General features: G+C 47.7%; 12 protein-coding genes. 5 read left to right on the top strand and 7 right to left on the bottom strand.

Going from position 1 to position 13,278, the window contains the following annotated elements:
- Window positions 1-15: 15 nt before the first annotated feature.
- Window positions 16-603, top strand: a complete 588-nt coding sequence (locus tag H6F93_RS13705; RefSeq protein ID WP_190646225.1) for a DUF1997 domain-containing protein — start codon at window positions 16-18, stop codon at window positions 601-603.
- Between the two features lie 23 nt (window positions 604-626).
- Here H6F93_RS13705 and H6F93_RS13700 read toward each other — a convergent pair whose 3' ends face one another.
- The 4 genes from H6F93_RS13700 to H6F93_RS13685 all read right to left on the bottom strand — a co-directional run bounded on the left by H6F93_RS13700 (window position 627) and on the right by H6F93_RS13685 (window position 7,139).
- The gene (locus H6F93_RS13700; protein WP_524537946.1) at window positions 627-1,250 is read right to left on the bottom strand and encodes a ribonuclease HII; all 624 of its coding nucleotides are present in this window, start codon (window positions 1,248-1,250) and stop codon (window positions 627-629) included.
- 2 nt (window positions 1,251-1,252) lie between these two features.
- Entirely contained in the window at window positions 1,253-3,310 is a 2,058-nt protein-coding gene (gene rne / locus H6F93_RS13695) for a ribonuclease E (RefSeq protein ID WP_190681468.1), read from the bottom strand.
- 457 nt (window positions 3,311-3,767) lie between these two features.
- A complete protein-coding gene (locus H6F93_RS13690; protein WP_190681465.1) occupies window positions 3,768-6,515 on the bottom strand; it encodes a TIGR03960 family B12-binding radical SAM protein in 2,748 nt (915 codons plus the stop codon).
- Between the two features lie 288 nt (window positions 6,516-6,803).
- Window positions 6,804-7,139, bottom strand: coding sequence for an STAS domain-containing protein (locus H6F93_RS13685; protein ID WP_190681462.1), 336 nt, complete (start codon window positions 7,137-7,139; stop codon window positions 6,804-6,806).
- Window positions 7,140-8,024: 885 nt separating this feature from the next.
- Here H6F93_RS13685 and H6F93_RS13680 point away from each other — a divergent pair.
- Window positions 8,025-8,219 (top strand): hypothetical protein, encoded by a 195-nt coding sequence (locus H6F93_RS13680; RefSeq protein ID WP_190646229.1) that lies wholly within the window; start codon window positions 8,025-8,027, stop codon window positions 8,217-8,219.
- Between the two features lie 146 nt (window positions 8,220-8,365).
- On the opposite strand, the gene H6F93_RS13675 is transcribed toward H6F93_RS13680, so the two are convergent.
- Entirely contained in the window at window positions 8,366-8,773 is a 408-nt protein-coding gene (locus H6F93_RS13675; protein WP_190681459.1) for a hypothetical protein, read from the bottom strand.
- 426 nt (window positions 8,774-9,199) lie between these two features.
- Here H6F93_RS13675 and clpS point away from each other — a divergent pair, with 426 nt between their 5' ends.
- The 3 genes from clpS (at window position 9,200) to H6F93_RS13660 (ending at window position 11,070) form a co-directional block, all read left to right on the top strand.
- Window positions 9,200-9,481 (top strand): ATP-dependent Clp protease adapter ClpS, encoded by a 282-nt coding sequence (gene clpS, locus H6F93_RS13670; RefSeq protein ID WP_190646231.1) that lies wholly within the window; start codon window positions 9,200-9,202, stop codon window positions 9,479-9,481.
- On the top strand, window positions 9,481-10,344 hold the full coding sequence (locus H6F93_RS13665) for a CPBP family intramembrane glutamic endopeptidase (protein ID WP_190646232.1): 864 nt from the start codon (window positions 9,481-9,483) through the stop codon (window positions 10,342-10,344). The genes clpS and H6F93_RS13665 overlap by 1 nt, the downstream gene beginning before the upstream one ends.
- Window positions 10,345-10,485: 141 nt before the next feature.
- Window positions 10,486-11,070 carry a DUF3611 family protein gene (locus H6F93_RS13660; protein ID WP_190646233.1) on the top strand — a complete coding sequence of 195 codons (585 nt, stop codon included), beginning with the start codon at window positions 10,486-10,488 and terminating at the stop codon, window positions 11,068-11,070.
- Between the two features lie 31 nt (window positions 11,071-11,101).
- Here H6F93_RS13660 and H6F93_RS13655 read toward each other — a convergent pair whose 3' ends face one another.
- Together H6F93_RS13655 and H6F93_RS13650 are read right to left on the bottom strand one after the other, a co-directional pair.
- A complete protein-coding gene (locus H6F93_RS13655; RefSeq protein WP_190681456.1) occupies window positions 11,102-12,550 on the bottom strand; it encodes a RecQ family ATP-dependent DNA helicase in 1,449 nt (482 codons plus the stop codon).
- 66 nt (window positions 12,551-12,616) lie between these two features.
- Window positions 12,617-13,171, bottom strand: a complete 555-nt coding sequence (locus tag H6F93_RS13650; RefSeq protein WP_190681453.1) for a 5-formyltetrahydrofolate cyclo-ligase — start codon at window positions 13,169-13,171, stop codon at window positions 12,617-12,619.
- Window positions 13,172-13,278 lie beyond the last annotated feature (107 nt).

Genomic DNA, 13,278 nt, shown 5'->3' with positions numbered 1-13,278 from the left:
TTCTTTAATCCTTCTATGCCTATCCGATTTAACGCCTTCCAATCCGTTGAGATTGCTGTAGCAGATCAGCCTATCCCAATTCAGCATTACTTGCGTCAACCTCAGCGCTTGGTCAAGGCACTGGTTGATCCAAGTCGGACTGAGCAGTTGAGTTCAGAAGTATTTCGGCTAAAGATGCGTCCTTTGAACTTTATGATGCTAAAGGTTCAACCTATAGTAGATATGAGAATCTGGGCAGAACCAGACGGCACGATTCGGGTTGAATCCCTTGCTTGTGAGATTCGAGGAGTGGAATATATCAACCAGCGATTTAACCTTAACCTCGTTGGACAGTTAACTCCACAACTAAAGCGTGATACAACTTATCTCGTCGGGAGAGCAGATTTAGAGGTACTAGTTGAGTTACCGCCGCCTCTGTTATTTACGCCAAAACCTTTGTTAGAGGCAACAGGCAATGGTTTGCTGCGAAGCGTCCTGCTCACCGTTAAGCAACGTTTAATACATCAACTCTTGTCTGACTATCGGACTTGGGCTGTTAATCAGAGGGAGCAGGTTGCTCAGTCCGGGCGATCTCTTCTATCTCCTAATACACCAATTGCTTAACTGCTCAGCACGTTTCAACATAATTATTGCAACTTACAGGGGCTAAAAGACAAGCGATGTTGTCGAGAAGCCCCTAATTGCTTTAATCCTAGCTTGTGTTTGACAGTTCCATATCCTTTATTGGTTGCTAGGTCATACCCTGGATACTTGGCTGCTAGTCTAACGATTAGTGCATCCCGCCAAACTTTTGCAATGATGCTGGCAGCGGCGATCGCTGCGAATTGCTGATCGCCCTTTATGCAGGTTTGATGAGGCATTGGCAACCCTTGAACTTTTTGATTGCCATCTATCAAACAAAAATCGGGCTGGGGAGTTAGCCGAAGGATAGCGCGACGCATAGACAGCAAAGATGCTTGCAGAATGTTGAGTCGATCGATTTCTTGAACTGAAGCAACACCAATTCGGCAATCTACTGCTAGAGACCGGATCTGTTTAGCAAGCAGTTCTCTGTGTAAAGGAGTAAGCTGCTTGCTATCCGTTAAGCCTGCACTGAGTAGACCCGCTATAGCCCGCTCCGGTAAAATTACTGCTGCGGAAACCACTGGTCCAAATAAAGCTCCTCGACCTACTTCATCAACTCCAGCAATCAGTTGAAACTGGCTTAAGTTGTCAGGTAGGTTTGAAAAACACAATTGTGATTGGATCACAACTAGCTATCACCCACTGCATTCATAGTATTTTCTGACTCGACAGCAGAAGAACGACGGCGACGGCGACGAGACGACCCATTACCGTCAGGCGAATCTACACTTCCATCAGAAACTGCTAAATCAGGTGCTGGCACAGATACAGGTATTGAAACTGAATCTTCGCCATTTTCGTCGTCTAAAGGAAAGTCTGTGCTCGATGGGGAGGTTTCTTCTGCTGCAGTTTGCTCAAATCCACTAGGTGGAAATACAACTGGCACGGGTGTTCCATTACCAGTACGGGAGCTTTCTCCAGGTAATGTAACTGTGACAACAGCAGACTTTGGATCTTTTACTTCCTCAGTTGCTAAAACCAAAGGTGAAACACCCATTAAAGCATAGACATCTTGTTCTTCAAGTGTCATTTCAACTTGAACAATTTGAGGTGGTTCAGCAATAGGTTTGTCGCGTCGATTAGAGGAGCGGCTTCGATCAGGTTTTTCACTTCGACTCTCTTTAGGAATCAACGTGGGTAGTACTGTCTCTTCGACAGCAGGCGGCAGTTCAGGCTCAACGTCAGGTTCTGCTCGGACGGGGCTACCCACTCTCGCAACAGGTTCTCCGACTCGGATGCGGCTGCGACGACGGCGGCGATTGTTAGCTCCACCCCGCTCTTGATAGCTAGGATGGTTGGTCAAATCTAGTTCCTGCAAATCTTGAGATGGATCTGCATCAAATTCATCTTTTTGACCGTCCCAGTTCTCCCGCAGCTGCGGTGTGCGGCTCTCAGGTGCAGCATATTCGCGAGCCGCTGGTTCGACAAATTCTTGAAGCTGACGCTCTGATTCACCTGGAAGGTGTACTAAGTGCCCTAATCCGCCGCAGGTTGGGCAGGTTCTTCCAAACAGCTCATAAATGTTCTGGCCTTGGCGTTTGCGGGTTAGCTCAACCAAACCTAGTTCCGAGAGTTGGGCAATTTGAGGTCTAGCTTTGTCGGCTCTTATGGCTTTGTTAAACTGCTCTAAAACTTGCAGTTGATCGCGACGGGAATCCATATCGATAAAATCGACAATAATGACTCCGGCAATATTGCGAAGTCGCAGTTGTCGGGCAATTTCAACAGCCGCTTCAGAGTTTGTCCAAAGAACCGTTTCACGCGCGGTTGCCGACCGGGTAAAAGAACCAGAGTTGACATCAATAACGGTTAGCGCTTCTGTCCGTTCAATAATGATGTAGCCGCCAGAGGGCAAATCGACTCTGGGTTTAAGTGCTTCTCGAATTGCTGCATTGACGCGGAAATACTCCAGGATGGAGGTGCGATCGCGATGATGGTCTACCAGTACACCTTGAGGTGACCGACCGCCGCTCCAACTGACTAAATGCTGTTTTACCCGCTTCATCCCGGTGTGAGAATCTACCACAATCCGGTTAACATCGGCACTGTATACGTCTCGCAGAACCCGTTGAATAAAATCGTCATCGCGATTCAGCAAGCTAGGAGGGCGAGTCGTCACTGCTTCTTGCTGAATGTTTTCCCACTGCTTCTGCAGGGCTTCCAAATCTTCAATAATGGCCTCTTCTGCCACACCCTCGGCTTCGGTGCGGACGAGTAGCCCCATCCCTGCGGGCTTGACTAAGACTGCCAGCGCGCGCAGCCGATTCCGTTCATTTTCGTTACGAATACGGCGCGATAGATTTACACCCCGACCAAATGGCATGAGTACAAGATAGCGGCCTGGAAGACTGATATTTCCAGTTAACCGAGGTCCTTTGTTGCCCGTTGGCTCCTTCATTACCTGCACCAAAACCTTCTGCTGGGGTGCTAGTAGTTCAGTGATAGAGCCAGCGGCCCGCTTTAGCCTGAGCGGACCTAAATCCGTGACGTGAATGAACCCATTGCGCTCGGCGTCTCCAATGTTGACAAAGGCCGCATCAATTCCAGGTAGTACGTTCTCAACTACACCTAGATAAATATCACCAACTTGGTGACTTCCTGTGGCAACAATCAGTTCTTGAATTTGATCTTCTGAAAAAACAGCAGCAATCCGGTGCTGTTCGGCAATAATAATTTGCTTCGACATTCAACTTCCTCGAATATTTACAGCAAAGCAAAAGGCACTAGCCTCATCAGCACCGCTTGCTTTCCTGGTAATAAGACAACGTATGGAAAAAATCACAATCATGACATGGAGGCAAACGAAGCTGCTCCTTATCCTTAAACAAAACCATTGAGAAATTCAGCAACCCCAGAATGGCTGAATCTCTCCAACGAACCTCGAACCTACAGCCAACTAATCAAACATCCTGGAAAGATACCTTCCGCTGGGAGTTAGGCATCTGCAATTGACCAGGGGTGAACGGAAAGCCTTGCAGAAGCAGACTGCGCCCGACTTGTGTTGCCGATTAAACCACTGGCAACCCTGAAGGCTCTCAATCCACGACAGCTTCTTTGAATTGAATTATAGCGTGGAGCAGCGATAACGCCACTAGAAGTGAGCAATTTGTGAGAAATCAGGAGCAGAATCCAATCAACAATCCTTACTCAGTGACTGCTAGGGATAGAAAAAGCTGGCTTCGGTGGGTATGCAGCAGTTGAAATGGACGCTGAGCTATTTGCTCCAGCATATAAACTACATGCTCTGGGCGCAGCAAGCTGCCGTCGTTGCGACAGCTTCCCACATATTGCAGAATAATAGCGTCAGATTGAGCTTGGTGATGCAGAATAGCAGGAGGCAAGTTTGAGGAAACAGTATTTTCGACTAAGGAAAGGTCAAAGAGACGATCGCACAAGTTAACCTGCTTAGTCTTGCCCGACTTCGTCTTCTGCTCTAAGCCTATTTCATTAGCTGCTTTAATCGCTTCTATCCAAGCTTGCCACTGTGCTGTTGACAGAGGCTCTGGATCTGAAGTGCCCTCAGCCAGAGCACGAACTGCGACATAGTACTTTGCTTGCTCCAGTAACTTGGTGGCAGATGCAGTAGTGGGAGCAATCGCCTCTACCTGATAAATGGGTACATCTGCTGGCAAAGCCGCTGCCAATCTTTCCTGAAACTCGACTAAATCTACAGTTTTAGTCAGTTCAAAGTCTACTAGCTCACCCGAACTCGTTGCTCCAAGCGATAGAGCATTAGCAATCGAGATTCGAGGTGAAGGATGAAATCCTCCTGTGAAAGCGATGGGTAAAGCGGCTCGCCGCACTGCTCGGTCAAACAAGCGCACCATATCTAGATGGCTCACCAAAGCCATATCGCCCTGCTTCCCAAACCAAACTCGCAACCGCTGGACTTTTTCCTGGTTGGGCTTAAAGTGTCCCTCAAACTGAGGAATCGGCAGCGGCTGAATCACAACGTTGTGACCAAAGTCTGCCCCACACACGCCACAGTGGGAGCAACCCTCAAAAGAGCAGTCTGGTACGATCGCTGCTTCTAAAGCCTTCTGTAGGTCTGCTTTGAGCCATTGTTTATCAATTCCTGTATCAATATGATCCCAGGGCAAAGGAGCATCGCATGCAGGATGAGGAGTAGGGAGTGAAGGATCAGATTTCTCTACTGACGTAGAATGCTCGTCGGGTTGAGGGGACGGGCTGGTAGACCGTTGTGGCATCCCTTCCATCAAATTCCATTCGCCGCTTTCGACTTGACGATATTTCCAGGTTAGCCCTGACTCAGCGATCGCCTGTGTCCAGGCAGCAAAGGCACGATCAAGACTTTCCCACCAGGCATCCATTCCAGCTCCCAGTTCCCAGGCGCGGTGAATGACGGTAGAAAGACGGCGATCGCCCCGTCCAACAAAGTCTTCCATCGCGGAAAGCCGCACATCCGTAAAGTTAGCTTTCAGCCCACGAATCGTGCGAAATTCCTGGCGCAAAAGCTTCTGCTTGCGCTCAAACTCAGCCGTCGAAACCGAGTGCCACTGAAATGGAGTATGCGGTTTGGGTGTGAAGTTGGAAATCGTTACATTGAAGTTTAACTTTCGTCTACCTGGAGTACTGCATTCCTGCTGAAGCCACCGAATTGTCTCGGCAATCCCCAACACGTCAACATCTGTTTCTCCAGGCAAGCCAATCATGAAGTAGAGCTTGATCTTGTCCCACCCTTGCTCATGAGCGGTTTTAACCCCTCGTAACAATTCCTCGTTAGTCAGTCCCTTGTTGATAATGTCCCGCATTCGCTGAGTGCCAGCTTCAGGGGCAAAGGTTAAGCTACCCTGCCGCATTCCCCCTAAAATATTGGCAATGTTTTCATCAAATCGATCGACTCGCTGGCTGGGCAAAGATAGAGAAATATTCTCGTCCTTGAGCCGATTCTTGATTTCCATGCCGACTGCTGGCAAAGCCAAATAGTCAGAGCAGCTTAACGACAACAGCGAGAACTCGTTGTAGCCTGTCGTTCTCATGCCTTGCTCAATCGCTTCTACAACCTGCTCTGGCTCCACATCGCGGGCCGGGCGGGTGAGCATCCCAGGTTGGCAAAAACGACAGCCACGAGTGCAGCCACGGCGAATTTCGATCACGAGACGGTCGTGTACTGTCTCAACATAGGGAACCAACCCCATTGAATACGCAGGCATAGGGTCGGCAACCCGACGTAAGATGCGGTCCGGCACATCTGGTCGAATAGATTGAACAGAGCCATCTGCACCCATCTTGTAAAACTGCGGTACATAGACTCCAGGCACCTGTGCTAGATCTAACAGCAGTTCTTCTCGACTCAGTCCGGCAGACTTGCCCTCTTCCAACACCAAACCGATTTCGGGCAGTAGCTCTTCTCCGTCTCCCAGCGCGATGAAGTCGAAAAAGTCGGCATAAGGTTCTGGATTAGAGGTGGCAGTTTGCCCCCCCGCGAAAATGAGCGGGTAATTCTGCCTTGCTAGTTCGTGCTTCCGTTCTTTCCAGGTTAAGGGGATGCCAGCAAGATTTAACATCTCCAGGATGTTGGTAGCCCCTAGTTCATAGCTAAGGCTAAATCCCAAAATGTCAAACTCGGTCAGCGATCGCCTCGACTCCACTGCAAACAGTGGAATCTTGTTTTCTCGTAATTTGGCAGACAGATCCGGCGCAGGTAAATAGGCGCGATCGCACAATTGCCTGGGCTGAGCATTCAGGATGCTGTAGAGAATGACATGTCCCAGGTTTGAGGCCCCAACCTCATAAACCTCAGGGTAAGTCAAAACCCAACGCACCGTTGATGCATTCCAATCCTTATGAACTGCCCCTAACTCATTACCCAGATAGCGAGCAGGTCGAGCAATTTCTGGGGTCAACAACCTTTCAACCGCAACCGTCACAGTAGATTCAATTCCAGCATTAGGATTAAGCTTTACTCATTCACTATACTGGACGCGCACACAATCAGGCAGTCCACTGCCCTTCTATGAAGACTACTGCTTGAAACCTTCATAGGGTCTACTAGTCAACAATAGTGAACCCCTCAGTCGTGAGAGACCCTATCAATTAGGGGATTAGGTAAGGTAGACAAAATAAACTCAGCGCCAGATCAGTAAGGGGTTGAACACAATCTGGCGCAACAAATTGACTAAAGAGAGCAGTCACAAGGTTCGGTGAAAAAGTAAAACTTAAGCCGCAACGATTTCAAAAGCAGAGCGGCTGTCAAAAATCTCGAACACCCGATCTAGTTGAGTCAGCTCAAAAATGATGCGAATCGAGGGAGATACGCAACATAGTCCAAATCGCTGATCCAATCGCTGAGATAGGGTCAAGGCGGAAACCAACGCCATCAAGCCTGCGCTGTCGAGAGATTCGACCTGGCTCATGTCTACCAAAACGGCAGAAGAGTCCCGCGAGGAAACGGCTGACATTAACTGCTGCTGTAATCCCGCTGCATTGGATGCATTGAGATGACCGCAAGGTTGAACAACTGTCATTGGAGATTGGGCAAGAACACTTCGCATCGTTCGATCCTGTTAAAACAACCAACTGGAGAACTGCTTTCAGATGCTCCGAAGATAACTTTAAGATTCGGGTCTAGACCACAAAATCTAATTCATTTCACTAAAACTTTATGAGTTAACTTCAGTACTTGAAGTTTTCAGCAAGTCATTCTGCAAGAAAGTGTTCAAAGTTACGAATTATTCCTTCAATCAAGCAATTTACTACTAATGGGTGAAGCGAAGTCTTCAATAAAGAGTTGGGAGGGATTAAGTTATAGCTTTTGGTGAATTAATCAAGTCTTTTTTGTAAAGTCGTTTTGATTAATACAAAGCTCCAAAAAGTTTGCGTCTAAAGATAGATGCCTATGAGTTTGTAGTTTGAAATTCAGAGTGGCATTCAGCAATAGCTCATAGAAATGCTGCAAGTCGCGGGTTCATAAATGACTAAGACCAAGTAGATAAATTGTTCGTTGTTCTAGGACTGTTAATGCCGTTCCTTAAGATTTCCTTTCATGACAAACTGAAAGCTTTATGGAGGAAGGCGGTTTTGAGGTGTTCAGCTCTGTGAAGCTATTGTGTTGTGTAGGACTATTCGTCAGCGACAGGAGGGTTGCTAAGAAGAGATGCATTGGCTCCCATATGTCGGGTGAGGTGGTTGAAGCAGGGGTTGGATTTTAGGCAGGGCAATGTTTTCCCTATATTCTGCCACTAGAGAAACTATGGTAAATTTAACTTATGAAGGAGTAAAGCATTAAGAGAGTAGTGACTTCAAAATAAAGTCCGTGACTGAGATCACTCTGAAGTAAGGTTGTAGATCACTTTCCTGCCCAGGTATTCAGCAGAAAATTCACCTTAGGCATGTCTTCCTTTTACATGCATCCTCCTCTCAATTTGGTGGTACCTGCTATGAAAACGACTTATGCTATTCGCAAACTTGTAGAGAAGGCACTTTATATCAGGCAACTTACTCCTGATATTGAGAACGAGATAAACTACGAACTGACTCGCTTAGGCTATATTTCTGACGTAGATTATGAAGCGTTAGAGCTATTAATGTCCGAGATGGATGCTGGTCGAGTTCGGTTGGTTCCTAGTCCATAGTTTTTATTCAGTTAGTACTTTACGTTACGGCTGAGTTCTTGTGGGTTTCTAGCTTTTGTATTACCCCTAATAGAGTTCTAATTTCGTTTGAACTAGACGAGCCTAATCGGTTTTCAGCTTGTGTTAAACCCTTGCTGAAAGTTGAATTAAAGAGTCGTTAAATGCATCTGACAAACATCATGGATAAAGCGATGTAGCTGCTGATGGGCTATGCAATCGCCTTGTATTTGGGTTTTGGGATGAGCTAGTTGAGTCAGCAGTGGTAAAACCTCTGTATCTAGAGCAGCACGGAATAGAGCTATAGGGCAGAGCAAATCAGACCCCTGTCGTAAGTCATATAAGCTAGGCTGTTCAGAAGCGGTTGGATCGTCGATATGTACACTAGAAGAGGCGATGGAGTCTCTGGTGGGAGAAACTTTCAAGATTAATGGACGAACCCACCCTCTCCTACTTTTGTTTTTAGGAGCAATTTGAATGAGTTCTGCGTATAGACAGGTGTCTCCATGCTCCAAGCAAAGAATTTGACCGGGTTGAAAATCGGTAATAGAGGTCATTAGCTCTTGCCTTCTCAGCGGGTTAGCTTGCTGTCAAGAAGTGTTTTGATAGCTAAACTTTTGTCAAATTGATTGTAGCTTTTGGTGAGGTTGCCCAGAGAGAAACTGCAATGCTTGAACTACCTGGTGGTTGAAGTACTGATGTAGGAAGGATAAAACGATTGTACGTATATGGTTCATAAAATTTCACTGGTAAGAAGAAAGGCATAAATTAAGTTGGGTAAAGAAAGGTTAAGTCTGGTAAGGTTGAGATATGCATCTCATTTGAATGCAGGTTTACCTAATTGCTATGGTGATTTGTGCTGATTTCTTTGTACTGGAGGCTTTGCTAGCTGCTTATATGGATTCATCACTAGCTCAGCAATACGACTATTCAAGCAGGGCTAGATAAACTGGTTTTAAGTAGTTTATAGAGAGGGTAGAGTCGTGTCCGTCGAGACCATTGAACAGCGTTCAACGTCCCGCAAACACGCACCCCGCTATCGGGTTTTGCTGCACAACGACGATTACAACTCGATGGAATACGTGGTGCAAGTTCTAGTCAAGACTGTGACTAGTTTGACTATTCCGCAGGCAGTTAGCATTATGATGCAGGCTCACAACAACGGGACGGGCTTGGTTATCACATGTGCCCAAGAACATGCAGAGTTCTACAGTGAAACCCTTAATGCTCATGGTTTAACTAGCACAATTGAACCAGACGACTAGTGCTTGACCAATTTAAGGCAAGGTTTAACCCCCGCTCCATAGCTCGCTATCCACTTTTACTTCGGCTGCTGACTTTTATTTCAGTTCTGCTTTTAGCGTGGTTGCCGCTCGCAGGTCTATCTCTGTGGTTAGTGAAAGATTCAAATACGCTCAGCATCGTAGCTATGTCGCTGCTGGCACTTGGATTTTTAGCTCTAGTCAAGGTTTGGGGGAAAGTTGTTTACCGGCAGCCTCACATTTTTCGGAGCTACGGTCTGATTTTTACGCGCCGAAATGGATGGGATTTACTTGAAGGATTAGTCATTGGGCTGTCTAGCTTATGGGCTTTGTTTTTGCTTCAGGGCTGGCTGGGATGGTTGAGTTGGCAAGACTTTCCTCCACGTTTCCCGCTCATTCTGCTAGAGGGATGGCTGGTTGCGCTGGGTGTTGGTTTAGCTGAGGAACTGGCGTTTCGGGGCTGGTTGTTGGATGAGTTACAGCGAGATTACAGTCCTAAAGTCGCGCTTTGGAGTAGCAGCTTAGTTTATGCGGGTCTGCATTTTCTAAAGCCAGTTGCGGAAGTTTTGCGGACTTTGCCTCAATTTCCAGGACTGGTGATGCTTGGTTTGGCTCTCGTTTGGGCAAAGCGATCGCACTCTGGTCGTTTAGGATCATCAATTGGTCTACACGCTGGGCTAATTTGGGGCTACTACATGGTTCAAGTCGGTGAATTGGTGGAATATTCCAACCAGGTGCCTGAGTGGGTTACAGGAATTGACCGAAATCCATTAGTGGGTGGAATGGGACTAATGTTTTTGGGTGGAATTGCCTTCTATATGTGGAGGCGATCGCAGATATTCTCCCGTCAAACAGTCGCAAGGTAAGCTATTTCAGCAAATTCTTCTGATCTCTAGCTAGAGAACTGGCATCTCTGTTATCGTACCTTCATAGATGGATCGCCAGATTTAGGGCGAGAGCGCATTGCAGAATCAATCCCTTCGTTAACTGCGCCCTCTCATACAGATATGACAAGCAAGATAGATTCCTACTCGTTGCCCCCGGCCGTTCGACGGATTGCCACTTACTTCCGTGTTTGTGGTTGGCTTAGCTTCTGGGTGCAAGCAGTCCTGGCTTTAGTTTCTGGGGTAGCTCTTGTTTTTGCTGTTGGTAGTTTGAGCTTGAGAAGTGGGGCTGAAACGTCTGGAGGACCAGGAACCGGCTCTGGTTTATTTCTTGCCGTCTGTGGATTAGTTGCTCTTTGCATAGGCGCTTACTGGGCATTTCGCTACACTCGCCTGTCTCGGAGATTGAGATCTCCTGATTCTAGAGGTCGTCCAAAACCTGGGGATGTCATTCAGGCTCTAAGGATTGGGCTGACGATCAACCTGGTTGGTATGTTGCTGACGCTCCTAGGAGCAGAGGCGATCGTTGGTTCGTTGTTGGCAAGGACTTTTTCCCAGTCAGGTGCGATATACGAATTCGGGCGAAATCCTCAGTTTATTCAAGCAGCCGATATCTTCATCGTGCAGGCAAACACGAATACGGTGCTGGCCCATTTTGTGGGTGTAGTTGCTTCGCTATGGTTGGTGCGGTGTATGAGCCGCCAGTAGTTGATAGGCGAGCTCTGATAATTACCTAAGTTTAGGTTGGAGGACAGCGATCGCAATGTCCACAGCGTAAAATATTCGCTTCTGTGCCAAAACCGAAAGCTTGCAGCAAAAATTTCCAACGACATTCTGAGGTTGTCAAATATTGCTGCATTTGCTGTGCTGCATTTGCCTGATCGCAGGTTTGACGAGCAGGGGAGGCATGAATCCTGTAGCGAAATGGGTCTTGCCACTCTAGCTGTCCACTACTGTGGAGCATCGCCAGTGCGATCGCCCCATCTTTAAACTGGCGCGATACTTCTTTAACGTCTCCCTCGACGGGTAGCTGCTGAGCAAGCTGCTGAGCTTTTTTTTGGAGCGATCGCACTCTATCTTGAAAAAAGCGCTGCCGCTGTCGATCCTCAGGATCGAGCCATCCTGTCGGTTCACTCACCAGCGTTAGTGTTTCAGCGGGTAAGCCGTCTCTTCCTGCCCGTCCAACTTCCTGCACATACTCAGATAGCAGCGCTGGTGCATGAAAGTGAACGACCCAACGTACGTCTGGTTTGTTGATTCCCATTCCAAAAGCAGACGTACAAACCACAAATCTGATTTCATCTTTTAACCAGGCAGATTCAATTGCGCGGCGCTCTTCAGGGCTAAGTCCAGCATGATAAGCAGCTGTCTTGTACCCCTTCTCCGCTAACCAATCTGCCAAACTTTCGCTATCTTGCCGAGTGCGAACGTAAATCAACCCTGCTTGTGGTGATCTAGCTTGAACGAACTTGAGTAAAGACTGACGACGCCCTTTGGGTGTCCAGGCAATTTGAACAGCTAAATGAAGGTTTGAGCGGTAAGGATTAAGTCGAAAAATTTGAGGATGTTGGAGCTGCAAAACCTGTTGGATAATCTGTTGCGCTTGAGGATCAGCCGTTGCTGTGAAAGCAGCAATGCCGATCTGGGTTCCCGCAGGCTTTGATTGCAAAAGAGCCGAGCGGACTGTCCCCAAACGGCGATAGGCGGGGCGAAATGTGTCTCCCCACTGAACCAAGCAGTGAGCTTCATCTAAAATCAATCCATTTATCTTTAGATTGGGCTGACATAAACGCTCCCATACTGCTTCACTCAGTAGTGTTTCAGGCGAAAGGTAGAGTAGCCGCAGTTTTTGCCGTTCGAGTGCCCACAGGGTCTGACGGCGTTGATGGGTCGGAAGTTCGCTATGCAGTAGAGCCGCTGACAGCTGACGCTGCTGTAGGTCTTGCACCTGGTTTTCCATCAGCGCGACCAAAGGCGATACTACGAGCGTGACTCCTGTTCGCATTAAAGCCGGAAGCTGAAAGCAAATTGACTTGCCGCCGCCCGTAGGCATTACGACTAGAGCGTCTTGGTGGGCTAACAGCGTATGCACAATTTCACCCTGAGGAGGGCGAAAGTCCTGATAACCCCAAACTTTTTGAAATGTGGCGCGAACACGGCTCCAAGCGGTCTGTTCTGAGAGGTGCATGACTGAGTTGCAAGTTAGTCGCAAGCTGTGTTCCCAGAATTCCCGCTTTTTTCCTCTGGGCAACCGCTATAAAAATAAACCTGCTTCTGTACAAATTCCGTGAAGGGGACGGTCCCAAGGGTCAACTGGCAATTTGGGTAGGCGAGCAAACTCAAAGACGATACCAATAGTTGGTTTGGGTAGCCAGCCAGGTTGGCTCAACATGCGATCATAAAAACCGCCTCCGTAGCCTAGACGATATCCGCGTACGTCACATGCCACAGCAGGTACTAGAATCAGATCGACTTGCTCTGGCTGCAAAAGTGGCGTACTGGGGTGAGGTTCTAGGATGCCATAAGCTCCAGGTTGGGGAGGAGGGAGACGATGATGAGGCGACCAGTAATGCCAGGATAAATTGCGATCGCTGCAACGGGGAAACCCCCATTGCTGAGATGTCGTAAACAAAGGGCTTAGGTCAGGTTCCTGACGAAAACTGAAATAGGCCAAGATGGTTTGCGATCGCCTAAATATTTCAGAAGCTTCTAAATGACAACAAAGCCGATCGCTCTTCTCTCTCCAAACTTCAGGATGCATCGCCTGTCTAGCTTTAAGGAGCGATCGCCGTAACTCAGCCTTCTCCATGCAAATTCAACCGTATTCACTTAACTCCAACATTTAAACTGACAGAATTTACATCTCCATCACCTGGGAAAGGGGCTTCAAGCTCTTTATTTACCCTAGATAATTTT

The sequence above is a fragment of the Leptolyngbya sp. FACHB-671 genome, from assembly GCF_014695745.1.
Lineage (GTDB): Bacteria > Cyanobacteriota > Cyanobacteriia > Elainellales > Elainellaceae > JAAUTN01.
This window is presented reverse-complemented; position numbering and strand designations above follow the sequence as displayed.